At 70.9% G+C, this 22,614-nt stretch carries 19 protein-coding genes; 4 read left to right on the plus strand and 15 right to left on the minus strand.

What is annotated here, in order from left to right:
- The first annotated feature begins 12 nt into the window (after nucleotides 1-12).
- The 3 genes from ACIRPP_RS05505 (at nucleotide 13) to ACIRPP_RS05515 (ending at nucleotide 2,816) form a co-directional block, all read left to right on the plus strand.
- Entirely contained in the window at nucleotides 13-957 is a 945-nt protein-coding gene (locus tag ACIRPP_RS05505; protein ID WP_403638157.1) for an SCO2522 family protein, read from the plus strand.
- A gap of 1 nt (nucleotide 958) precedes the next feature.
- Nucleotides 959-1,909: an SCO2521 family protein gene (locus ACIRPP_RS05510; RefSeq protein ID WP_403638158.1), complete on the plus strand. Its 951-nt coding sequence runs from the start codon at nucleotides 959-961 to the stop codon at nucleotides 1,907-1,909.
- Between the two features lie 91 nt (nucleotides 1,910-2,000).
- Nucleotides 2,001-2,816 (plus strand): hypothetical protein, encoded by an 816-nt coding sequence (locus tag ACIRPP_RS05515; RefSeq protein ID WP_403638159.1) that lies wholly within the window; start codon nucleotides 2,001-2,003, stop codon nucleotides 2,814-2,816.
- A 92-nt stretch (nucleotides 2,817-2,908) separates the two neighbouring features.
- Here ACIRPP_RS05515 and nuoN read toward each other — a convergent pair whose 3' ends face one another.
- The 14 genes from nuoN to ACIRPP_RS05585 are packed head-to-tail and all read right to left on the minus strand — an operon-like array spanning nucleotide 2,909 to nucleotide 18,979.
- Complete coding sequence (nuoN, locus tag ACIRPP_RS05520) at nucleotides 2,909-4,558, minus strand: NADH-quinone oxidoreductase subunit NuoN (protein WP_403638160.1); 1,650 nt, start codon at nucleotides 4,556-4,558, stop codon at nucleotides 2,909-2,911.
- Complete coding sequence (locus tag ACIRPP_RS05525) at nucleotides 4,555-6,126, minus strand: NADH-quinone oxidoreductase subunit M (RefSeq protein ID WP_403638161.1); 1,572 nt, start codon at nucleotides 6,124-6,126, stop codon at nucleotides 4,555-4,557. Before ACIRPP_RS05525 ends, nuoN begins: the two co-directional genes overlap by 4 nt.
- Before the next feature lie 5 nt (nucleotides 6,127-6,131).
- Nucleotides 6,132-8,096: an NADH-quinone oxidoreductase subunit L gene (nuoL, locus tag ACIRPP_RS05530; protein ID WP_403638162.1), complete on the minus strand. Its 1,965-nt coding sequence runs from the start codon at nucleotides 8,094-8,096 to the stop codon at nucleotides 6,132-6,134.
- A 14-nt stretch (nucleotides 8,097-8,110) separates the two neighbouring features.
- Nucleotides 8,111-8,410, minus strand: coding sequence for an NADH-quinone oxidoreductase subunit NuoK (gene nuoK, locus ACIRPP_RS05535; protein ID WP_003974374.1), 300 nt, complete (start codon nucleotides 8,408-8,410; stop codon nucleotides 8,111-8,113).
- Nucleotides 8,407-9,246, minus strand: coding sequence for an NADH-quinone oxidoreductase subunit J (locus tag ACIRPP_RS05540; protein WP_403638163.1), 840 nt, complete (start codon nucleotides 9,244-9,246; stop codon nucleotides 8,407-8,409). The genes nuoK and ACIRPP_RS05540 overlap by 4 nt, the downstream gene beginning before the upstream one ends.
- Nucleotides 9,243-9,884: an NADH-quinone oxidoreductase subunit NuoI gene (gene nuoI / locus ACIRPP_RS05545; protein ID WP_164336000.1), complete on the minus strand. Its 642-nt coding sequence runs from the start codon at nucleotides 9,882-9,884 to the stop codon at nucleotides 9,243-9,245. Before nuoI ends, ACIRPP_RS05540 begins: the two co-directional genes overlap by 4 nt.
- Nucleotides 9,877-11,253: an NADH-quinone oxidoreductase subunit NuoH gene (gene nuoH / locus ACIRPP_RS05550; RefSeq protein ID WP_403638164.1), complete on the minus strand. Its 1,377-nt coding sequence runs from the start codon at nucleotides 11,251-11,253 to the stop codon at nucleotides 9,877-9,879. Before nuoH ends, nuoI begins: the two co-directional genes overlap by 8 nt.
- A complete protein-coding gene (locus ACIRPP_RS05555) occupies nucleotides 11,250-13,781 on the minus strand; it encodes an NADH-quinone oxidoreductase subunit G (protein ID WP_403638165.1) in 2,532 nt (843 codons plus the stop codon). The genes nuoH and ACIRPP_RS05555 overlap by 4 nt, the downstream gene beginning before the upstream one ends.
- The gene (nuoF, locus tag ACIRPP_RS05560; RefSeq protein ID WP_403638166.1) at nucleotides 13,778-15,124 is read right to left on the minus strand and encodes an NADH-quinone oxidoreductase subunit NuoF; all 1,347 of its coding nucleotides are present in this window, start codon (nucleotides 15,122-15,124) and stop codon (nucleotides 13,778-13,780) included. The genes ACIRPP_RS05555 and nuoF overlap by 4 nt, the downstream gene beginning before the upstream one ends.
- Entirely contained in the window at nucleotides 15,124-15,984 is an 861-nt protein-coding gene (nuoE, locus tag ACIRPP_RS05565) for an NADH-quinone oxidoreductase subunit NuoE (RefSeq protein WP_403638167.1), read from the minus strand. The genes nuoF and nuoE overlap by 1 nt, the downstream gene beginning before the upstream one ends.
- Nucleotides 15,981-17,312, minus strand: coding sequence for an NADH-quinone oxidoreductase subunit D (locus ACIRPP_RS05570; protein WP_403638168.1), 1,332 nt, complete (start codon nucleotides 17,310-17,312; stop codon nucleotides 15,981-15,983). Before ACIRPP_RS05570 ends, nuoE begins: the two co-directional genes overlap by 4 nt.
- Nucleotides 17,309-18,058, minus strand: a complete 750-nt coding sequence (locus tag ACIRPP_RS05575; RefSeq protein ID WP_403638169.1) for an NADH-quinone oxidoreductase subunit C — start codon at nucleotides 18,056-18,058, stop codon at nucleotides 17,309-17,311. Before ACIRPP_RS05575 ends, ACIRPP_RS05570 begins: the two co-directional genes overlap by 4 nt.
- Nucleotides 18,055-18,609 (minus strand): NADH-quinone oxidoreductase subunit B family protein, encoded by a 555-nt coding sequence (locus ACIRPP_RS05580; protein ID WP_030565381.1) that lies wholly within the window; start codon nucleotides 18,607-18,609, stop codon nucleotides 18,055-18,057. Before ACIRPP_RS05580 ends, ACIRPP_RS05575 begins: the two co-directional genes overlap by 4 nt.
- A 10-nt stretch (nucleotides 18,610-18,619) precedes the next feature.
- Nucleotides 18,620-18,979, minus strand: coding sequence for an NADH-quinone oxidoreductase subunit A (locus ACIRPP_RS05585; RefSeq protein WP_164337649.1), 360 nt, complete (start codon nucleotides 18,977-18,979; stop codon nucleotides 18,620-18,622).
- Between the two features lie 733 nt (nucleotides 18,980-19,712).
- On the opposite strand from ACIRPP_RS05585, the gene ACIRPP_RS05590 reads away from it, so the two are divergent.
- Entirely contained in the window at nucleotides 19,713-20,549 is an 837-nt protein-coding gene (locus tag ACIRPP_RS05590; RefSeq protein WP_403638170.1) for a C40 family peptidase, read from the plus strand.
- Nucleotides 20,550-20,792: 243 nt separating this feature from the next.
- Here ACIRPP_RS05590 and ACIRPP_RS05595 read toward each other — a convergent pair whose 3' ends face one another.
- Nucleotides 20,793-22,472 (minus strand): hypothetical protein, encoded by a 1,680-nt coding sequence (locus tag ACIRPP_RS05595; protein WP_403638171.1) that lies wholly within the window; start codon nucleotides 22,470-22,472, stop codon nucleotides 20,793-20,795.
- Between the last annotated feature and the right edge of the window lie 142 nt (nucleotides 22,473-22,614).

Genomic DNA, 22,614 nt, shown 5'->3' on the forward strand with positions numbered 1-22,614 from the left:
TCAGGGGGAAGTGTGACCGAGGCCGTCTTCCGAGAGGTCACCGCGGAGCCACGCACCCAGGCCGTTCCGCTGTCCCACCTCTCGCTCGAAATAGGCCACCTGTACGCGGAGGACTTCGACTACGGGGCGGCCCGGCTGCGGGCTCACTTCGCGCACGCCCGGCCCTGGGTGGACGCCGTCGCCGCCTCCGCCGCGCTCGACACGGGCGGCAAGCGCCTGCGGATGAGCACCTGCTTCCTGGTCGACGACTACTTCTCCCGGTTCTCCTCGCCCGCCGACGTCGTCCCGGCCCTGCTCGCCGAGGCCGAACGGGCCGGTCTGGCCATCGACTACCTCGTCCGGGAGTCGGGCTGCGCGGAGGCCGACGGGTTCCCGCTCGCCCGTTCGGTGGCGCACCGCCTCGTGGAGTCACCGCCCCGCGGGAGCACCGGCGTGCGCCCACCGGTCACCGAGACGGGCTGGATCGCCAACGGCAGCCGCAGCCCCGCCGCGGGCGCCGCTCCCGGCTGGCGGCCGCCCCACGAGACGGCGGCCCGGCGGCACTCGGTCTTCCTGGACATCGAACTCTGGGACCGCCATGGCCCCGGCCAGACCTTCTCCTGCGCGTTCCTGGCGGCCGTCTGGCAGTTGCTGCGCCTGGGACTGCTGCGCAAGGACGGCCGCCCGGTGCTGCGTCCGCGGCTCTGGGAGGGCGGCGGCTTCCCCCAGGAGTGGGACGACCTGCCCCCGCTGCTCCAGCTCAACCCGGCGGCCCCGCCCTTCGCCGCCTACCGCACCTGCTCCCTGCTGCCGTCCCGGTACCTCCCCGTCGAGCACGCCGTCCTGGTCCTGCTCGACCAGATCGAGGTGGACCCCGACGCGCTGCAGCAGGTGGCCGAGCGGTCGGCCGGCGAACGCGTCCGCCTGCCCGAGTCGATCACGGACCGCACCTCCTACGTCTTCTATCCGGGGCCCTGACATGGACGGCCCCACGGAAGCGGCTCAAATCGCCCTCCTCGGCGGGGAGGTACGCACCCGCCTGCTGCCGACGGCCCGGGCCCTGCGCCCCGCCGAGGCGGCGGAGCTGCTGCGGCTGCGGCTCGACGAGCCGGTCCGTGTCTCGCGGCGCCCGAACCTCCACGTGGTGTCGCCGCCCCGGCTCACCGGCGTCGACTGCGCCCTGCCCACCGACGACGGCAGCAAGGTCCGCGGCATCGGCACGGTCATCTCCTGCGCGGCGGTCACGGAGGGGCACGTGCTGCAGGTGAACGCCTACACCGGCGTGACCGCCGCCGGGCCCGACGCCCGGCGCCCGTGGGGCCACTACCTCAGCCGGCCCGGGGTGACCGAACCGCTCGGCAAACTGCCCGAACCGGCCACCGCGCGGGGGTTCCTGGCCGGCAGCCGCGACACCGGACTGGATCCCGGGCTCCTGGCCGAGGCCCTGCTCACCGAGGTGCTGCGGCAGCCGCTGCCGGAGCCCGCCGAGGCGCTGCCCGCGCCGCGCACCCGGCTGCGCTGGGTGGCCCTGCGGGCCGCGGAGGCCGACCGGCCCCGGCTGGAGCGCTTCACGCTGGAGGAGGACGGGCTGCGGACGGTCGAACTGCGGCTCCCGGACGGCGCCGTGCCCCGCGAGGTCGCTGCCTTCTGCGCCGACCTCGCCCTGCACGACTGGCTGCTGACCACCCTCATCCAGCTCCTGGACGACCACCCTCCCGACGCCCCCGCGGCCACCGCGGGCAGGGTGCTGCGCGCGGCCGTGGACCACCTGCTGCACCTGTGGATGCCGGGCGCGCGGGTGGCCGCGCCGCTGGCCGGGCTGTGGGAGGTCCTGGAGCGGACCCCCGGGTTCACCCGGCAGTGGCAGTCCCTCGCCCAGCGAGTGAGAGACCGGGCGGCGCGCACCCCTCCGGGCGGGCCGTCGCCCTGACGGCCGCGGAGCCGTGCACACCGCAGTTCGCCTACCGCTACGAAATCCGGGGGAAGCCATGCGGCCCACGCGCCGAATACCCGATGTCCTGGTGAGAGTGTTCGTGAGCGCCCTCGCGGGCGGTGTCACCTACGGCGTCACCAACCTGACGGACCAGCCGGAGATCTGGAAGATCACGCTGTCGGTGTTCCTCGCCGGAGCGGCCCTGATCGTGCAGCAGCTCGCCGACTTCGAACGGCGTCTGGAGCGCGGCCTGTCGGAGTTCAACGAGACGGCGCTGCTGTTCTCGCAACTGGACGTCTCGCCCGTCGGCGCGGAGGAGGTCCGGCAGCTCGCGCGCAACGTCGCGTCGCTGGAGTCGGGGCGCGACCCGTTCTTCTACGCCTTCGTCCGCGGGGAGATCCGGCGCACCGCCAAGCTGCTGGAGGACCTCAAGGGGCATCACGCGGACTACCCCGGGGAGGACCGGGACTGGCTGCTGAACCTGACCCGCTGCGCGAGCGCGTCCGTCGACGCGGTCAGCACCTCCGTGGACCGCGGCTTCTGGGAGACCGACCTGGGGTGGCGCTACGAGGACGCGCAGGAGGAGGCGGTGCGGCGGGGCGTGCGGGTGCGCCGTCTGATCATCCTGAACTCACCCGGCGACCTGGACGCCGACGTGGACGAGATCCGCGACCGGCAGCGCAGCCTCGGCGTCGACGTGCGGGTGCTGGTCCTGTCGACCCTGGAGGCCCGGGACCGGCGGGACGCGGTGCGCAACTTCGTGGTCTTCGACGACGCCGTCAGCTACGAGATGACCACGGAGGACAACGACCCGTCGAGGATCTACGAGACGAGCCTGATCGTCGGTGAACGCGCCGCGCAGCGCGGCCGCCGCTTCGAGGCGTGGTGGGCCAAGGGCGAGTGACGCGCCCGCCCGTGGCGTCCCGGCACGAAGGGGCCCGGGTCTCCAGCCGGAGACCCGGGCCCCTTCCGTGTGCGCGCGGGCGGCGGCGCGCGTCAGCGCACGAACACGCCCGCCGTGCCGGCCAGGTCCAGGAAGTACTGCGGCGCCACGCCGAGCACCACCGTGACCGCCACGCCGACCGCGATCGCCGTCATCGTCAGCGGCGACGGCACGGCGACGGTCGGGCCCTCCGGTCGGGGTTCGCTGAAGAACATCAGGACGATCACCCGGATGTAGAAGAACGCGGCGATGGCCGACGCGATCACACCGACCACGACCAGCGGCACCGCGCCGCCCTCCGCCGCCGCCTTGAAGACGGCGAACTTGCCGGTGAAGCCCGCGGTGAGCGGGATGCCGGCGAAGGCCAGCAGGAACACCGCGAACACCGCCGCCACCAACGGCGAACGGCGGCCCAGACCGGCCCACTTGGACAGGTGCGTGGCCTCGCCGCCCGCGTCGCGGACGAGGGTGACCACGGCGAAGGCGCCCATCGTGACGAAGGAGTACGCCGCCAGGTAGAAGAGCACCGACGACACGCCGTCCGGGGTGGCGGCGATGACACCCGCGAGGATGAAGCCCGCGTGGGAGATCGCCGAGTACGCCAGGAGCCGCTTGATGTCGGTCTGCGTGATGGCGACGATCGCACCGATCAGCATGGTGGCGATCGCGACGCCCCACATCACCGGCCGCCAGTCCCAGCGCAGTCCGGGCAGGACCACGTAGAGGATGCGCAGCAGGGCGCCGAAGGCGGCCGTCTTGGTGGCGGCGGCCATGAAGCCGGTGACCGGCGTCGGGGCGCCCTGGTACACGTCCGGGGTCCACATGTGGAACGGGACGGCGCCCACCTTGAACAGCAGGCCCATCACCACGAGGGCGCTGCCGACGAGCAGCAGCGCGTCGTTGCCCATGGTGCCCGCGAGCGCCGGGCTGACGTCCTGCACGGTGCCCTCGACGACCTGCGCGATCGTGGCGTACGACATCGAGCCGGCGTAGCCGTACAGCAGGGCGATGCCGAACAGCATGAACGCCGAGGCGAACGCGCCGAGCAGGAAGTACTTGACCGCCGCCTCCTGCGAGATGAGCCGCTTGCGGCGGGCCAGCGCGCAGAGCAGGTACAGCGGGAGGGAGAGCACTTCCAGCGCCACGAACAGCGTCAGCAGGTCGTTGGCGGCGGGGAAGACCAGCATGCCGGCGACCGCGAACAGCAGGAGCGGGAACACCTCGGTGGTGGTGAAGCCGGCCTTGACCGCCTTCTTCTCCTGGTCGCTGCCGGGTACGGCGGCGGCCTGGGCGGCGAAGGAGTCGACCCGGTTGCCGTGCGCCTCCGGGTCGAGCCGGCGTTCGGCGAAGGTGAACAGGCCCACCAGGGCGGTCAGGAGGATGACGCCCTGGAGGAACAGGGCCGGGCCGTCGACGGCGATGGCGCCCATCGCCGCGATGCCCGCCTTCGTCGTGCCGTAGCCGTCGACCGCCAGCGCCACCACGGCCGCGAAGGCGGCGGTGAGGGCGACCGCTGCGACGAACATCTGCGCGTGGTACCGCGCCTTCCGCGGCACCAGGCCCTCGATGAGGACGCCGACGACCGCCGCGCCGACGACGATCAGCGTGGGCGCCAGCTGGGCGTACTCGATCTTCGGCGCGTCGATCTTCGCGATCGGTTCGGCCGCCGTCGTCCACAGGCTGTGGATGGCTGTTGCGCTCACTTGGCCGCCTCCACCTCGGGCTGGGGGTCCTTCTGGTCCACGTCGGACAGGGTGTGCTGCACCGCCGGGTTCACGATGTCCGTGACGGGCTTCGGATAGACGCCCAGGAACAGCAACAGCACGATGAGCGGCGTCACCACCGCGATCTCACGCAGCCGCAGGTCCGGCAGCTTGGCGACCTCCGGCTTCACCGGGCCCGTCATGGTCCGCTGGTAGAGGACGAGGGTGTACAGGGCGGCGAGCACGATGCCGAGGGTCGCGACGATGGCGATCGCCGGATGGCGGGTGAACGTGCCGACCAGCACCAGGAATTCACTGACGAACGGCGCCAGACCCGGCAGCGACAGCGTCGCCAGGCCGCCGATCAGGAAGGTGCCGGCCAGCACCGGGGCCACCTTCTGCACCCCGCCGTAGTCGGCGATGAGCCGGGAGCCGCGCCGCGAGATCAGGAACCCGGCGACCAGCAGCAGCAGCGCCGTCGAGATGCCGTGGTTGACCATGTACAGCGTGGCGCCGGACTGGCCCTGGCTGGTCAGCGCGAAGATGCCCATCACGATGAAGCCGAAGTGGGAGATCGACGCGTAGGCGATCAGCCGCTTGATGTCGCGCTGGCCCACCGCGAGCAGCGCCCCGTAGATGATGCTGATCACCGCCAGCACCAGGACCACCGGGGTCGCCCACTTGCTGGCCTCCGGGAACAGCCCGAGGCAGAAGCGCAGCATCGCGAAGGTGCCCACCTTGTCCACGACCGCCGTGATGAGCACGGCGACCGGGGCGGTCGACTCGCCCATGGCGTTGGGCAGCCAGGTGTGCAGCGGCCACAGCGGCGCCTTCACCGCGAACGCGAAGAAGAAGCCGAGGAACAGCCAGCGTTCGGTGCTCTGCGCCATCTCCAGCGAGCCGTTGGCCCGCGCCTCGGCGATCTCTGGGAGGGAGAAGCTCCCGGCGACCATGTACAGGCCGATCACCGCGGCCAGCATGATCAGTCCGCCGGCCAGGTTGTAGAGGAGGAACTTCACCGCCGCGTAGGACCGTTGGGTGGCGCCGGCCTTCTCGCCGTGTTCGTGCGCCCGGTCCCCGAAGCCGCCGATCAGGAAGTACAGCGGGATCAGCATGGCTTCGAACAGGATGTAGAAGAGGAAGACGTCGGTGGCCGTGAAGGCGAGGATCACCATCGCCTCGATGGCGAGGATCAGGGCGAAGAAGCCCTGCGTCGGCCGCCACCGCTTGCTGCCCGTCTCCAGCGGGTCGGCGTCGTGCCAGGACGCCAGCACGATGAACGGGATCAGCAGGGCGGTCAGCGCGATCAGCGCGACCGAGATGCCGTCCACCGCCAGGTCGTAGCGGACCCCGAAGTCGGCGATCCAGGCGTGCGACTCCGTGAGCTGGTAGCGGTCGCCGCCCGGTTCGAAGCGCACCAGGATGACGACCGCCAGCGCGAGCGTGGCGAGCGAGACCAGCAGGGCCAGCCACTTGGCGGCCGTGCGCTTGGAGGCCGGTACGGCGGCCGTGGCGATCGCCCCGATGGCCGGGAGCGCCGCCGTCGCTGTCAGCAGAGGAAAGGACATCGGTATCAGACCGCCCTCATCAGCAGGGTCGCGGCGACCAGGACCGCCGCGCCGCCGAACATGGAGACCGCGTAGGAGCGGGCGAAGCCGTTCTGCAGGCGGCGCATCCGGCCGGACAGGCCGCCGAACGAGGCCGCCGTCCCGTTGACGACGCCGTCGACCAGGGTGTGGTCGACGTACACCAGCGAACGCGTGAGGTGTTCGCCGCCGCGGACCAGGACCACGTGGTTGAAGTCGTCCTGGAGGAGGTCGCGGCGGGCGGCCCGGGTGAGGAGCGAGCCGCGCGGGGCGACCGCCGGGACCGGGCGGCGCCCGTACTGGGCCCAGGCGACGGCCACACCGACGACCATCACGGCGACCGTGGCCAGCGTGACCGTCAGGGCGCTGAGCGGGGAGTGGCCGTGGTCGTACCCGGTGACCGGCTCCAGCCAGTTCAGGAAGCGGTCGCCGATGCTGAAGAAGGCACCGCCGGCGACCGATCCGACGGCCAGCACGATCATCGGGACCGTCATGACCTTCGGGGACTCGTGCGGGTGCGGCGGGGTGTACTCGCCGCTCGTCTCGGCGGCGGGCTCCACGTCCGGCGCGGCCGGGGACGGCGTCGGGGCGTTGCGCCAGCGCTCCTCGCCGAAGAACGTCATCAGCATCACGCGCGTCATGTAGTACGCGGTGATGGCCGCGCCCAGCAGGGCGCAGGCGCCGAGGATCCAGCCCTCGGTGCCGCCCTTGGCGAAGGCGGACTCGATGATCTTGTCCTTGGAGAAGAAGCCGGACAGGCCCGGGAAGCCGATGATGGCGAGGTAGCCGAGGCCGAAGGTGACGAACGTGACCGGCATGTACTTCCTCAGGCCGCCGTAACGGCGCATGTCGACCTCGTCGTTCATGCCGTGCATGACCGAGCCGGCGCCGAGGAACAGGCCGGCCTTGAAGAAGCCGTGCGTCACCAGGTGCATGATCGCGAAGACGTAGCCGATGGGGCCGAGGCCCGCGGCCAGGACCATGTAGCCGATCTGCGACATGGTCGAGCCGGCCAGCGCCTTCTTGATGTCGTCCTTGGCGCAACCGACGATCGCACCGAACAGCAGCGTGACCGCGCCGACGATGGTAACGACGAGCTGCGCGTCCGGGGCGCCGTTGAAGATGGCCCCGGAGCGGACGATCAGGTAGACGCCCGCGGTCACCATGGTCGCGGCGTGGATGAGGGCGGAGACCGGGGTCGGGCCCTCCATCGCGTCGCCGAGCCAGGACTGCAGCGGCACCTGGGCGGACTTGCCGCAGGCGGCCAGCAGCAGCATCAGGCCGATCGCGGTGAGCTTGCCCTCACCGGCGGCCGAGGCGAGCCCCGGCTCCCCCTCGGAGCCGAGCACCGGCCCGAAGGCGAAGGTGTCGAACCAGGCGAACATCATCATGATCGCGATGGACAGGCCGATGTCGCCGACCCGGTTGACCAGGAAGGCCTTCTTGGCGGCGGTCGCCGCGCTGGGCTTGTGCTGCCAGAAGCCGATCAGCAGGTAGGAGGCGAGACCGACGCCCTCCCAGCCGAAGTACAGCAGCAGGTAGTTGTCGGCGAGGACCAGCAGGAGCATCGCCGCGAGGAAGAGGTTCAGGAAGCCGAAGAAGCGGCGGCGCCGCTCGTCGTGCTCCATGTACCCGACGGAGTAGAGGTGGATCAGCGAGCCGACGCCGGTGATCAGCAGGACGAACGTCATCGACAGCTGGTCGAGCCGGAAGGCGATGTCGGCCTGGAAGCCCTCCACCGGGATCCAGCTGAACAGGTGCTGGGTGACGGTGCGGTCGGCCGCGTCCCGGCCCAGCAGGTCGGTGAACAGCACCAGGCCGACCACGAAGGAGACGCCGGCCAGGGCCGTGCCGATCCAGTGGCCGACGGCGTCCAGTCTGCGGCCGCCGCACAGCAGGACCGCCGCTCCGAGCAGGGGCGCCGCCACCAGCAGCGCAATCAGGTTCTCCACGATTCAGCAGCCCCTCACAGCTTCATCAGGCTGGCGTCGTCGACCGAGGCCGAGTGGCGGGAACGGAACAGGGACACGATGATCGCCAGCCCGACCACGACCTCCGCGGCGGCGACGACCATCGTGAAGAAGGCGATGATCTGGCCGTCGAGGTTGCCGTGCATCCGGGAGAAGGCGACGAAGGCGAGGTTGCAGGCGTTGAGCATGAGCTCGATGCACATGAACACCACGATCGCGTTGCGCCTGATCAGTACGCCGGTGGCGCCGATCGTGAAGAGCAGAGCGGCGAGGTAGAGGTAGTTGACCGGGTTCACTTCTGCCCCTCCTCGGTCCCCTTGAACGGTCCGGCTTCGATCGCCGTGCGGCCCAGGCGCTCCTCCGCGCGCTGCTCCAGCGCCCGCAGGTCGTTCATCGCCTCCTGCGACACGTCACGGATCTGGCCCCGCTCGCGGAGCGTGGCGCTGACCGTGAGGTCGGAGGGCGTGCCGTCGGGCAGCAGGCCGGCGATGTCCACGGCGTTGTGCCGCGCGTACACGCCGGGGGCGGGCAGCGGCGGCAGGTACGTGCCCTCGCGGACCCGCTGCTCGGCCAGCTCCCGCTGGGTCCTGGCGCGCTCGGTGCGCTCCCGGTGGGTGAGCACCATGGCGCCGACGGCGGCCGTGATCAGCAGGGCGCCGGTGATCTCGAAGGCGAACACGTAGCGGGTGAACAGGAGGGTGGCGATGCCCTCCACGTTGCCGCCCGCGTTCGCCGCGCCGATGCCGTTGAACTCGGTGAGGGAGGCGTTGCCGATGCCGCCGACCAGCAGGATGCCGAAGCCGGCCATGCACAGCAGGGCCAGCCAGCGCTGGCCCTTGATGGTCTCCTTCAGGGAGTCCGCCGCGGTGACGCCGACCAGCATCACCACGAACAGGAACAGCATCATGACCGCGCCGGTGTAGACGACGATCTGCACGACGCCCAGGAAGTAGGCGCCGTTGGCGAGGTAGAACACCGCCAGGATGATCATCGTGCCGGCGAGGCACAGCGCGCTGTGCACGGCCCGCTTCATGAAGACGGTGCACAGGGCGCCGATCACCGCGATCGTGCCCAGGATCCAGAACTGGACGGCCTCGCCGGTGGAGGTGGTGTAGGCGGCGAGCTGGGTCATCGGCCGATCACCTGCTCCGACGCCGGTTCGTCCGGGCCGAAGGTCGAGTCGGCCTCCTGGACGACCTCCCCCTTCGAGTGGGCGACCTGGCGCTCCGTGCCGGGGGCGGCCTCGGTCACCAGGCCCCGGTAGTAGTCCTGTTCGTCGGTGCCCGGGTACATGGCGTGCGGGCTGTCCACCATGCCCTCCTCCAGACCGGCGAGCAGCTGCTCCTTGGTGTAGATGAGGTTGGCGCGGCTGGAGTCGGCCAGCTCGAACTCGTTGGTCATCGTGAGCGCGCGCGTGGGGCACGCCTCGATGCACAGCCCGCACAGGATGCAGCGGGCGTAGTTGATCTGGTAGACGCGGCCGTACCGCTCGCCGGGCGAGTAGCGCTCCTCCTCGGTGTTGTCCGCGCCCTCCACGTAGATCGCGTCGGCGGGACAGGCCCAGGCACACAGCTCGCAGCCGACGCACTTCTCCAGGCCGTCCGGATGACGGTTGAGCTGGTGCCGTCCGTGGAAGCGCGGAGCGGTGGTCTTCTGCTGCTCGGGGTACTGCTCGGTGAGCCGCTTCTTGAACATGGCCTTGAAGGTCACGCCGAAGCCGGCCACGGGGTTCAGGAAACCGGGCTTGGTCTCCTTGGGCTCCTCAGCCATCGGACGCCTCCTTTCCATCCGTAGATCCGCCCAGAGATTCGTCACTCTGAGTGTCGGGCCCACCACTGACAATCAGTTCCCGTTCCCGGCGGGGACGGCGGCGGGGCACCGGCGGCAGTTCCTGTCCGGGCAGCGGGGGCACGGGGAATCCGCCCGCCATCGGGTCGAACGCGGCCGGGGGTTCGGCGGCGGCCTGTTCCGCCCGCTTGGCCTTGTCGCGGAACAGGTCCGCGACGAAGGAGAGCAGCAGCAGGGCGAGGACCGCGCCGCCGATGTAGAGGGCGATGTCGCTGAAGCCGACGTTCTCGTTGCGCAGGGCGCGGACGGTGGCGACGAGCATCAGCCAGGCCAGGGCGACCGGGATGAGCACCTTCCAGCCCAGCTTCATCAGCTGGTCGTAGCGCACCCGCGGGAGCGTGCCGCGCAGCCAGACGAAGCAGAACAGCAGCATCTGGACCTTGAGGACGAACCAGAGCAGCGGCCACCAGCCGTGGTTGGCGCCCTCCCAGAAGGTGCTGATGGGCCAGGGGGCCCGCCAGCCGCCCAGGAAGAGCGTGGTCGCCACGGCCGAGACGGTCACCATGTTGATGTACTCGGCGAGCATGAACATCGCGAACTTGATCGACGAGTACTCGGTGTTGAAGCCGCCGACCAGGTCGCCCTCGGACTCCGGCATGTCGAACGGGGCGCGGTTGGTCTCCCCGACCATCGTGACGATGTAGATGATGAAGGAGATGGGCAGCAGCAGGATGTACCAGCGGTCGGTCTGCTGCTCCACGATCTGCGAGGTCGACATCGACCCCGAGTAGAGGAACACGGAGGCGAAGGCGAGACCCATCGCGATCTCGTAGGAGATCATCTGCGCGCACGAGCGCAGACCGCCCAGCAGCGGGTACGTGGAGCCGGAGCTCCAGCCCGCCAGCATGATGCCGTAGATGCCGATCGAGGCGACCGCGAGGATGTAGAGCATCGCGATCGGCAGGTCGGTGAGCTGCATCGTGGTGCGCTGGCCGAAGATGGAGATCTCGTTGCCGGCCGGCCCGAAGGGGATCACGGCGATCGCCATGAAGGCCGGGATGGCGGCCACGATCGGCGCCAGGATGTAGACCGCCTTGTCGGCGCGCTTGACGACGACGTCTTCCTTCAGCATCAGCTTCACGCCGTCGGCCAGCGACTGGAGCATGCCCCAGGGGCCGTTCCGGTTGGGGCCGATGCGCAGCTGCATCCAGGCGACGAACTTGCGCTCCATCACGATGGCGATCAGCACCGTCACCATCAGGAACGCGAAGCAGAACACCGCCTTGACGACGACCAGCCACCAGGGGTCGCGGCCGAACATCGAGAGGTCTTCGGCGGAGAGGTACATCATGCCTCCACCTCCTGGGGGGCCTCGCCGGCGCCGGTCGCCGGGCCGATGCGGACGAGGGATCCGGGCAGCGCCCCGGTGTCGGAGGCGACGCCGCCGCCGGCCGAGTTCAGCGGGAGCCACACCACGCGGTCCGGCATCTCGGTCACGGCCAGCGGCAGGGCGACCGTCCCGGCGGTGCCGGTGACCGCGAGCAGGTCGCCGTCCTTGACGCCCGCCTCGGCGGCCGTGGCGGCCGACACCCGGGCGAGTGCGGCGTGCCGGGTGCCGGCGAGCGCCTCGTCGCCCTGCTGGAGCAGGCCCTGGTCGAGCAGCAACCGGTGCCCGGCCAGCACCGCCTCGCCGGCGGCGGGCCGCGGCAGCGCGCTCGCGGTCTCCTCCGGGTCGGCGGCCCACGGGCCGTCCCAGGTGCCCAGCCGGTCCAGCTCCGCGCGCAAGGTGCGCAGGTCGGGCAGTCCGAGGTGGACGTCCATGGCGTCGGCCAGCATCTGCAGCACCCGTGCGTCGGTCGGCGCGGGACGGCGGGTCATCTGGTCGGGCTTGATCGACGCCTCGAACAGGCGCGCCCGGCCCTCCCAGTTGAGGAAGGTGCCGTCCTTCTCGACGACCGGGGCGACCGGCAGCACCACGTCGGCGAGCGCGGTGACCTCACCGGGACGCAGCTCCAGGGAGACCACGAAGCCCGCCTCGGCGAGCGCGGCCCGCGCGCGGGCCGGGTCGGGGAGGTCGGCGACCTCGACGCCGGCCACCAGGAGGGCCTGCAACTGGCCGCCCGCGGCGGCCTCGACGATCCCGCCGGTGTCCCGCCCGAAGCGGTGCGGGAGCTCGGCGACGCCCCAGGCGGCGGCGACCTGCTCCCGCGCGCGCGGATCGGTGGCCGGGCGCCCGCCCGGCAGCAGGGTGGGCAGGGCGCCCGCCTCGACCGCGCCCCGTTCCCCGGCGCGGCGCGGGATCCACGCCAGCCGGGCCCCGGTCGCGGTGGCGATCCGCACGGCGGCGGTGAAGCCGCCCGCGACGCCCGCGAGCCGCTCGCCGACGACGATCACCGCACCGTCGGCGCGCAGCGCCTCGGCCGCGGCGGCTCCGTCGCCCTCCAGGCCGACCCCGCTCGCGAGGGCGTCCAGCCACTCGGTCTCGGTGCCGGGTGCGGCGGGCAGCAGCGTGCCGCCCGCCTTCTCCAGCCCGCGGGTGGCGTGGGTGGCCAGCGCGAAGGTGCGCTGGCCGTGCTTGCGCCACGCCTTGCGCAGCCGCAGGAAGACGCCGGGCGCCTCCTCCTCGGACTCGAAGCCGACCAGCAGGACGGCCGGGGCCTTCTCCAGCGCCGTGTAGGTGACGCCCGTGCCTCCCCCGGACTCCGTCCGGGAGGTGCCCCCGAGGTCGTGGCCGCGGCCGGCGACCCGGGCGGCCAGGAAGTCGGCCTCCTCGCTGCTGTGCGCCCGCGCCCGGAAGTCGATGTCGTTGGTGTCCAGGGCCACGCGCGCGAACTTGCTGTACGCGTAGGCGTCCTCGACGGTGAGCCGGCCGCCGGTCAGGACACCGGTGCGGCCCCGGGAGGCGAGCAGGCCCTGGGCCGCGATCTGCAGCGCCTCGGGCCAGGAGGCGGGCTCCAGTTCGCCCTCGGCGTTGCGCACCAGCGGGGTGTCGAGCCGGTCGCGCTGCTGCGCGTACCGGAACCCGAAGCGCCCCTTGTCGCAGATCCACTCCTCGTTGACCTCGGGGTCGTTGCCCGCGAGGCGCCGCATGACCTTGCCGCGCCGGTGGTCGGTGCGGGTGGCGCAGCCGCCGGAGCAGTGCTCGCACACCGACGGCGAGGAGACCAGGTCGAAGGGGCGGGAGCGGAACCGGTAGGCGGCCGAGGTGAGCGCGCCGACCGGGCAGATCTGGATGGTGTTGCCGGAGAAGTACGACTCGAAGGGGTCGCCCTCGCCGGTGCCGACCTGCTGGAGGGCGCCCCGCTCCAGCAGTTCGATCATCGGGTCGCCCGCGACCTGCACGGAGAACCGGGTGCAGCGGGCGCACAGCACGCACCGCTCCCGGTCGAGCAGGACCTGGGTGGAGATCGGGACGGGCTTCTCGTAGGTGCGCTTGGTGCCCTCGAAGCGGGAGTCGGCGTGCCCGTGCGACATGGACTGGTTCTGCAGCGGGCACTCGCCGCCCTTGTCGCAGACCGGGCAGTCCAGGGGGTGGTTGATGAGCAGGAACTCCAGCATCCCCTTCTGCGCCTTCTCGGCGACCGGGGACGTGAGCTGGGTCTTCACCACCATCCCGTCGGTGCAGGTGATGGTGCAGGAGGCCATCGGCTTGCGCTGGCCCTCCACCTCGACGATGCACTGGCGGCAGGCGCCGACCGGGTCGAGGAGGGGGTGGTCGCAGAACCGGGGGATCTCGATGCCGAGCTGTTCGGCGGCCCGGATGACCAGGGTGCCCTTGGGCACGCTGATCTCGACGCCGTCGATGGTCAGCGTCACCAGGTCCTCGGGCGGGACCGCCGCCTCTCCCCCGCCGGAGGGAGCGTTGGTGGTCACAGTCATGCGTGCACCTCCGTACGGTCGGCCCAGGCCGTCGACTTGGCCGGGTCGAAGGGGCAGCCACGGCCCGTGATGTGCTGCTCGTACTCCTCGCGGAAGTACTTCAGCGAGGAGAAGATCGGCGAGGCGGCGCCGTCGCCGAGGGCGCAGAACGCCTTGCCGTTGATGTTGTCGGCGATGTCGTTCAGCTTGTCCAGGTCGGACATCCGGCCCTTGCCGGCCTCGATGTCCCGCATCAGCTGCACCAGCCAGTACGTGCCCTCGCGGCAGGGCGTGCACTTGCCGCAGGACTCGTGGGCGTAGAACTCCGTCCAGCGGGTCACGGCGCGGACCACGCAGGTGGTCTCGTCGAAGCACTGGAGCGCCTTGGTGCCGAGCATGGATCCCGCCGCGCCCACGCCCTCGTAGTCCAGGGGGACGTCGAGGTGTTCGTCGGTGAGCAGCGGTGTGGAGGAGCCGCCCGGGGTCCAGAACTTCAGCCGGTGGCCCGGGCGCATGCCGCCGCTCATCTCCAGCAGCTGGCGCAGGGTGATGCCGAGCGGCGCCTCGTACTGGCCGGGCTGGGCGACGTGGCCGCTGAGGGAGTAGAGCGTGAAGCCGGGGGACTTCTCGCTGCCCATGGAGCGGAACCAGTCCTTGCCCCGGTTCATGATGGCGGGAACCGAGGCGATCGATTCGACGTTGTTCACCACGGTGGGGCACGCGTACAGGCCCGCGACCGCGGGGAAGGGAGGACGCAGCCGCGGCTGGCCGCGGCGGCCCTCCAGCGAGTCGAGCAGTGCGGTCTCCTCACCGCAGATGTACGCGCCCGCTCCGGCGTGCACGGTCAGTTCGAGGTCGAGTCCGCTGCCCAGGATGTTCTCGCCGACGAAGCCGGCCTCCCGCGCCTCGCGCACGGCCTCGTGCAGCCGCCGCAGCACAGGCACGACCTCGCCCCGGAGGTAGATGAAGGCGTGCGACGACCGGATGGCGTAGCAGGCGATCACGATGCCCTCGATGAGGCTGTGCGGGTTCGCGAAGAGGAGCGGGATGTCCTTGCAGGTGCCGGGCTCCGACTCGTCGGCGTTGACCACGAGGTAGTGGGGTTTTCCGTCGCCCTGCGGGATGAACTGCCACTTCATGCCCGTGGGGAAGCCGGCGCCGCCGCGTCCGCGCAGACCGGACTCCTTGACGTAGGCGATCACCTCGTCCGGTGACATGGCGAGCGCCTTGCGGAGCCCTTCGTACCCGTCGTGTCTGCGGTAGGTGTCCAGCGTCCAGGACCTGTCCTCGTCCCAGAAGGCGGACAGCACGGGGGCGAGCAGCTTCTCCGGTCCGGTGTCCTTGAGTTCGGGTGCCATGGTCATCACTCCCCCTCCTCGGCAACGGGTCCTGCGGGATGCGCGGGGTCGGAGGCCGACGTGTCCTGCGGCGCGTCGTGCGAGCTGAGGTGTTCGGTGGGTGACGGCTCGTGCGGCGGGGTCTCGGCGGGGGCCTCCCCGCGTGGGTGGACGACGCGCGCGGGCGGTGCCTCGCCCTTGGCCAGCTTCAGGCCGGCCAGGGAGGCGGGGCCCGCTCCGCCGGTGGCCTCGACGGCGCCGTCCCGCTCGTCGGGGAAGCCGGCGAGGATCCGGGCGGTCTCCTTGAAGGTGCACAGCGGGGCCCCGCGGGTGGGCGCCACCGGGCGTCCGGCGCGCAGGTCGTCGACCATGCGCTTGGCGCTGTCGGGGGTCTGGTTGTCGAAGAACTCCCAGTTCACCATCACGACGGGCGCGAAGTCGCAGGCCGCGTTGCACTCGATGTGCTCGAGGGTGACCTTGCCGTCCTCGGTGGTCTCGCCGTTGCCGACGCCCAGGTGTTCCTGGAGTTCCTCGAAGATCTGGTCGCCGCCCATGACGGCGCACAGGGTGTTGGTGCACACCCCGACCTGGTAGTCGCCGCTCGGCTTGCGCCGGTACATGGTGTAGAAGGTCGCGACGGCGGTGACCTCGGCCGTGGTCAGGCCGAGGATGTCCGCGCAGAACCGCATCCCGGTGCGGGTCACGTGGCCCTCCTCCGACTGCACCAGGTGCAGCAGGGGCAGGAGCGCGGACCGGGAGTCCGGGTAGCGGGCGATGATCTCGCGCGCGTCGGTCTCCAGCCGGGCCTGGACGTCGTCCGGGTAGGCGGGCGCGGGCAGTTGGGGCATGCCCAGGCTCACGCCCCGCTCGGAAGAAGAGGTGGTCACCGGTCGACGCCTCCCATCACGGGGTCGATGGACGCGACGGCGACGATGACGTCGGCGACCTGGCCGCCCTCGCACATCGCCGCCATGGCCTGCAGGTTGGTGAAGGACGGGTCGCGGAAGTGGACCCGGTAGGGGCGGGTGCCGCCGTCGGAGACGACGTGCACCCCGAGCTCGCCCTTGGGCGACTCGACCGCGGTGTACGCCTGTCCCGGCGGGACGCGGAAGCCCTCGGTGACCAGCTTGAAGTGGTGGATCAGGGCCTCCATGGAGGTGCCCATGATCTGCTTGATGTGGTCGAGGGAGTTGCCCAGTCCGTCCGGTCCCAGGGCGAGCTGGGCGGGCCACGCGATCTTCTTGTCGGCGACCATGACCGGGCCGGGCCGGAGCCGGTCCAGGCACTGCTCGATGATGTTCAGCGACTGGCGCATCTCCTCCAGGCGGATCAGGAACCGCCCGTAGGAGTCGCAGGTGTCGGCGGTCGGGACCTCGAAGTCGTAGGTCTCGTAGCCGCAGTACGGCTGGGCCTTGCGCAGGTCGTGCGGCAGGCCGGTGGAGCGCAGCACCGGGCCGGTGGCGCCGAGGGCCATGCAGCCGGCCAGGTCGAGGTAGCCGACGTCCTGCAGCCGGGCCTTGAAGATGGGGTTCCCGGTGGCGAGCGCGTCGTACTCCGGGAGGTTCTTGCGCATCTTCTTCACGCACTCGCGGATCTGGTCGACCGCGCCGGGCGGCAGGTCCTGGGCGAGTCCGCCCGGGCGGATGTAGGCGTGGTTCATCCTGAGGCCCGTGATCAGCTCGAAGACGTCGAGCACGAGTTCACGGTCCCGGAACCCGTAGATCATGATCGTGGTGGCACCGAGCTCCATGCCGCCGGTGGCGATGGCCACCAGGTGGGAGGAGAGCCGGTTCAGCTCCATCAGCAGCACCCGGATGACCGAGGCGCGGTCGGGCACCTGGTCCTCGATGCCGAGCAGTTTCTCGACCGCGAGGCAGTACGCCGTCTCGTTGAAGAACGGCGTCAGGTAGTCCATGCGCGTCACGAACGTGGTGCCCTGCGTCCACGTGCGGTACTCGAGGTTCTTCTCGATGCCGGTGTGGAGATAGCCGATGCCGGCGCGGGCCTCGGTGACGGTCTCGCCGTCGATCTCCAGGATCAGCCGGAGCACTCCGTGGGTGGAGGGGTGCTGGGGGCCCATGTTGACGACGATGCGTTCGTCGTCGGCGCGGGCCGCGGCCTCGACGACCTCGTCCCAGTCGCCGCCGGTCACCGTGTAGACGGGACCTTCGGTGGTGTCGCGGGCCGATGCGGAAGAAGGGGTGTGCGTGCTCATGAGTACGACCTCCGCTGGTCCGGAGCCGGGATCTGGGCGCCCTTGTACTCGACGGGGATGCCGCCGAGGGGGTAGTCCTTGCGCTGCGGGTGGCCCTGCCAGTCGTCCGGCATCATGATCCGCGTCAGGGCCGGGTGACCGTCGAAGACGATGCCGAAGAAGTCGTACGTCTCGCGCTCGTGCCAGTCGTTGGTCGGGTAGACCGAGAACAGCGACGGGATGTGCGGGTCGCTGTCGGGCGCGCTGACCTCCAGGCGGATCACCCGGTTGTGGGTGATCGAGCGCAGGTGGTAGACGGCGTGCAGCTCGCGGCCCTTGTCGTTGGGGTAGTGCACGCCGCTGACCCCGGTGCACAGCTCGAAGCGCAGCGCGGGGTCGTCGCGCAGGGTCTTCGCGACCCGCACGAGGTGCTCGCGCTCGATGTGGAAGGTGAGTTCGCCGCGGTCGACGACCGTCTTCTCGATGGCGTTGTCGGGGAGCAGGTCCTGCTCCTCCAGCGCGCCCTCGAGTTCGTCGGCGACCTCGTCGAACCATCCTCCGTAGGGGCGGTTCGACGGCCCCGGGAGCCGGACCGAGCGGACCAGCCCGCCGTAACCGGAGGTGTCGCCGCCGTTCTGGGCGCCGAACATGCCGCGCTGGACGCGGATCTCCTCGCCGCCGTCGCCGCGCTGGCCGGGGAGGTTCTCCGCGGAGAGGTCCTTCTCGGGGTTCACGCCGTCACCCCCGGTGCGGTGTGCGTCGCTCATCGCAGCAGCCCCTTCATCTCGATCGTGGGCAGGGCCTTGAGCGCCGCCTCCTCCGCCTCGCGGGCCGCCTCCTCGGCGTTCACGCCCAGCTTGGAGCTCTGGATCTTCTGGTGCAGCTTGAGGATCGCGTCCAGGAGCATCTCGGGCCGGGGCGGGCAGCCGGGCAGATAGATGTCGACCGGGACGACGTGGTCGACGCCCTGGACGATCGCGTAGTTGTTGAACATGCCGCCCGAGGAGGCGCAGACCCCCATGGAGATCACCCACTTCGGGTTCGGCATCTGGTCGTAGACCTGCCGCAGCACCGGCGCCATCTTCTGGCTGACCCGGCCGGCCACGATCATCAGGTCCGCCTGCCGGGGCGAGCCGCGGAAGACCTCCATGCCGAAGCGCGCCAGGTCGTAGCGGCCGGCGCCGGTGGTCATCATCTCGATGGCACAGCACGCGAGGCCGAACGTGGCGGGGAAGACGGACGACTTGCGCACCCACCCCGCGGCCTGCTCGACGGTGGTCAGCAGGAAACCGCTCGGCAGCTTTTCTTCGAGTCCCATGGCTAACCCCTCAGTCCCATTCCAGGCCGCCGCGCCGCCATACGTACGCGTACGCGACGAAGACGGTGAGCACGAAGAGCAGCATCTCCACGAGCCCGAAGATCCCCAGGGCGTCGAAGCTGACGGCCCACGGGTACAGGAAGACGATCTCGATATCGAAGATGATGAAGAGCATCGCCGTCAGGTAGTACTTGATCGGGAAGCGCCCGCCGCCGGCCGGCGTGGGGGTCGGCTCGATTCCGCATTCGTAGGCCTCGAGCCTGGCGCGGTTGTAGCGCTTCGGACCGATCAGCGTGGCCATGACCACGGAGAAGATCGCAAAGCCTGCCCCGAGGGCTCCCAGTACGAGGATGGGCGCATACGCGTTCACCGCTCCTCGCTCCTCTCAGTCGGCACTGACTGCTGGCGCGTCGGGCCTCCCACCCGCCTCATCACCCCCTCGAACCACGCCCGCCCCGGCGAAGATCGAAAACATGTGAAGCAGGTCACAAGCCCAACCGCTCCGCATCCTATGCCTGGTGGTCTGTGATCTGCGACACGGGGTATCGGACTACCTTTGTGATCTCTGCCACCTGACGAACGATCATGAAGTCGGATGAGCGGTGATCTTCACACGCGAAGCGTCCGCGCGATCACGAGAAGTGACATTTTGGCACGTCAGTGCAGGTCGAGAGGGTGCGTCTCCATATCAAGAGATTTCCTCTGCATGCAAATTGGTGCTGGACCGGATCCCTTGATAGAGGCGCGTTCACACCTGAGGGGGGTCCCGCGGAGCGATGTGGACGCGCGATGGACACGTGCACGCGTTCACGAAGTCCGGGGGCCGGCCGCCCGGTCCGCGCCGCCACCCCGAGACGCCACCGACGGGGTAATCGTTCCGTGACCTCCGCCACATTCATGAGAGGGGGATGAGAAGAGGGCTTGGCCAATCGTCGCGACCGGTGGTAGGCGGCGGGCAATTCGGGCGTAACGATGAAAGACCGTGATCACGGGCCGGTTACGGGCAGTCCGCTATGTCCGTTACGGCGTCAATAAGGAACGACACGCCCGGGATTCGGGGCCCCGATTGAACAACTGTGGCGCAGCACACGTTTCTTGTGGATATGAAGGAGCCCCTGGTACCGGTTGTTCCCATGTCCCACACCGCTCACATACGCAGCCACCGGAAGCCCCGGCGCACCGCACAGACCACGATGGCGATGCGGGCCGGCGTGGCCGGTGGCGTCCTCAGCACCCTGGCAGTGGCCGGCGCATCGGGTTCGGCGAACGCAGCCGAGCCGGTGACCCAGACCCTCGAACTGCCCACCCTGACGGCCGACCTGGCCGCTCAGGTCGCCCAGTCCGCGGACGCCACGCAGCAGGCCGCCGCGAACTACCAGCTGCGGGCCGAGCGCGACGCGGCCGCCGCCGAGGCGGCCAAGGAGGCCAAGGCGGACCTCGCCGAGGCCAAGAAGAAGGCGGCGGCGAAGAAGAAGGCCGCCGAGGACGCCCGCAAGGCCGCCGCGGAGCGCGCCACGCGCACCGCCGACCGGCCGGACCTCACCGCCGGCGCGAGCACCGCCACGACCGCCTCGGCGCCCGCCAGCGGCAGCGTCGCCACGGTCATCGCCTTCCTCAAGGCGCAGGTGGGCGACGCCTACGTCATGGGCGCCACCGGTCCCAACGCCTGGGACTGCTCCAGCCTGGTGCAGGCCGCGTTCAAGCAGGTCGGCGTCGACCTGCCGCGCGTCTCCCAGGCCCAGTCGACGGTCGGCACCGACATCCCGCTCTCGCAGATCCAGGTCGGCGACATCCTGTACTGGGGCGGAAAGGGCTCCGCTTACCACACGGGTGTCTACATCGGCAACGGCCAGTACCTGGACGCGGCCAACCCCTCGAAGGGTGTCGTCATCCAGGACCTCTCCGGCTACCCCGCGTCGGGTGCCGTGCGCGTGCTCTGAGCCGCACACCGACACACTGAAGGGCCGCTGCCGCTCGGGGGCAGCGGCCCTTCGCCGCGCTCCGGTTGCACCGGAATGTCCGAATCGCCCGCCCGACGGGAGGCGTTGGCGGGCCGTTCACGCGCCCTCGGAGCCGCCGCACGGCCCTTGACGGCCCCTCACGGCGCCCCGACGGCCGCGGGCGGCCCGGGGAGCCCGTCGGGGACTCCCGGCCGCCCACAACGGCCGTGTACGCCTTCCGTGTCAGGCGGTGGCACCGCCGGACTGCTGCGCGCGCCGGCGCATGAAGACGGCGAGGCCCGTGCCGAGGCCGAGTGCCAGCAGCGCGGCACCGCCGATCAGCACCGTGCCGCCGGCGCCGGTGAACGCCAGACCGCCCCCGGTGCCCTTGTCCCCGGTGTCACCGGACGCGCCGTCCGCGGCGTTCGTGCCGTTCGTCCCGTCCGCGTCGTCCGTGCCCGGGCCGCCGTCCTCACCGGCCGCGGGCGGGGTCGTGGCGCCCGGCGTGCCGTCGCCGCCCGGCTCGTCGCTCCCGTTGAGCATGATCCAGGCGGAGTCGTTCGAGTGGTCCGAGTCCCAGGGGTTGTCCCACTCGGGCAGCGCCACCTCGGCCCGCGCGTTCTGCACGACCCGGTCGATGCGGAAGGTGAACGGGAAGGTGAGGGACGCGTCCTCCAGCAGCGGGGTGCTCACCCAGCAGAGGTAGCCCTTCTCGGCCTCGGTGAGGTCGGTCTCCCCGCAGCGGCCGGGGCTCTTGGTGACCGTGGCGCCCTCGGGCACGCGCACCGTGAAGGCGAGGGGTTCGCCGCCGGAGCGCTGCGCGCTGAGCCAGGCCGGGCCGTTGTTGCGGAAGCCGATCTCCGCGGTGACGGTGTCGCCGGCCTTCCCGTGCGCCGAGGCGCCGGTCAGCGCCAGGTCGTAGGTGTTGTTGCGGGGCAGGTCCAGGTCCACCCACCGGGTGTAGTCGGCGGCGTCGGCGCCGGGGACCTTCTTCAGCTTCAGGTCGGGCCCGGTGCCCGGACGGTGGCCGTCCGCGGCGCGCAGCTTCCTCGCCTCGGCCGGCGGCACGGCCGTGAAGGAGTAGGTGAAGATGTCGTTCAGGGCGAAGTCGGCGGTCTTCACCCGCAGCGGCTCGGCCAGGGCGTAGGCCGTCCCGGCGTCAAGGGTGTCGGGGAAGGCGCAGACGACGTCGGTGCCCTGCCGCAGCAGCGGGCCGGTGGTGGTCTCGCGGTAGGAGCAGTTGCCGTACGAGTCGGGGAAGGACACCCCGCGCGAGCCGTGGAAGCGCAGCACCGCGCCCTCGGCGGCCATGCTGCCCGCGTTGCGCAGCCCGACGGGCGCCCGGTAGGTGCCGCCCGCACGCAGGTCGTCCGGCACGGAGAGCCGGCGGTTCAGGAGTTCGGGGCCGCCCACGAGCACGTCGACGGTCAGCGGGCTGAACTCCAGGCCCTCTCCCTCACCGGTGACGGTGATGCTGCCGGCGTCCCCGGCCTCGCTGTCGTCGTCGATGTCGAGGCGGATGCCGCCCAGCCGGTTGTACTGCTCGCCCGCGTAGAGCTCGCTGCCGGTGCAGACCGCGACGAGGCCTTCGGCGTCGCAGGGCAGCTTCACCGAGGCGACGCCCTCCAGCCCGGTGGCGTCGATGCGGATCGTGTAGTCCCCCGTGAACACGGGCGGGACGACGCCGTCACCGTCGAACTCCTCGCCGGGCGCCTTCAGCCGCAGGACGACCTGGGGTTCGGACGGGTCGCCGTTGTCCGAGTGCAGCGACAGGCCGACCCGGTCCTCGCCGGTGATGGTCACGGGCAGGGGCGCCTCGGCCGCCACGGCGGTGCCGGCCGCACCGACCGCGACCAGGCTCGTGGCGGCCAGCAGCCCCAGGGCTCTCAGCGGCCCGGAGCGCCGGCTTGCCTGCTCTGTCATGGAAGACCCCTTCGTCGAACGGGACGTGCCCGGATGGGTACGTCCCGTTCGACCCGGCCCCGGCCCGCCGGTTGTCCACGGACCGGTCACACGATGATCACGTTCGCGCATCCGCTCTGGACAAGCGGGACCCATCGGACGC

This window comes from Streptomyces sp. NPDC101219 (genome assembly GCF_044767675.1).
Taxonomy (GTDB): domain Bacteria; phylum Actinomycetota; class Actinomycetes; order Streptomycetales; family Streptomycetaceae; genus Streptomyces.

Excerpts from the sequence above, each read along its gene's own strand:
- ACIRPP_RS05510 (WP_403638158.1), top strand. The coding sequence starts at position 959 with ATGGACGGCCCCACGGAAGCGGCTCAAATCGCCCTCCTCGGCGGGGAG.
- ACIRPP_RS05525 (WP_403638161.1), bottom strand. The coding sequence starts at position 6,126 with ATGTCCTTTCCTCTGCTGACAGCGACGGCGGCGCTCCCGGCCATCGGG.
- ACIRPP_RS05540 (WP_403638163.1), bottom strand. The coding sequence starts at position 9,246 with ATGACCCAGCTCGCCGCCTACACCACCTCCACCGGCGAGGCCGTCCAG.
- nuoI (WP_164336000.1), bottom strand. The coding sequence starts at position 9,884 with ATGGCTGAGGAGCCCAAGGAGACCAAGCCCGGTTTCCTGAACCCCGTG.
- nuoH (WP_403638164.1), bottom strand. The coding sequence starts at position 11,253 with ATGATGTACCTCTCCGCCGAAGACCTCTCGATGTTCGGCCGCGACCCC.
- ACIRPP_RS05555 (WP_403638165.1), bottom strand. The coding sequence starts at position 13,781 with ATGACTGTGACCACCAACGCTCCCTCCGGCGGGGGAGAGGCGGCGGTC.
- nuoF (WP_403638166.1), bottom strand. The coding sequence starts at position 15,124 with ATGACCATGGCACCCGAACTCAAGGACACCGGACCGGAGAAGCTGCTC.
- ACIRPP_RS05570 (WP_403638168.1), bottom strand. The coding sequence starts at position 17,312 with ATGAGCACGCACACCCCTTCTTCCGCATCGGCCCGCGACACCACCGAA.
- ACIRPP_RS05575 (WP_403638169.1), bottom strand. The coding sequence starts at position 18,058 with ATGAGCGACGCACACCGCACCGGGGGTGACGGCGTGAACCCCGAGAAG.
- ACIRPP_RS05580 (WP_030565381.1), bottom strand. The coding sequence starts at position 18,609 with ATGGGACTCGAAGAAAAGCTGCCGAGCGGTTTCCTGCTGACCACCGTC.
- ACIRPP_RS05590 (WP_403638170.1), top strand. The coding sequence starts at position 19,713 with ATGAAGGAGCCCCTGGTACCGGTTGTTCCCATGTCCCACACCGCTCAC.
- ACIRPP_RS05595 (WP_403638171.1), bottom strand. The coding sequence starts at position 22,472 with ATGACAGAGCAGGCAAGCCGGCGCTCCGGGCCGCTGAGAGCCCTGGGG.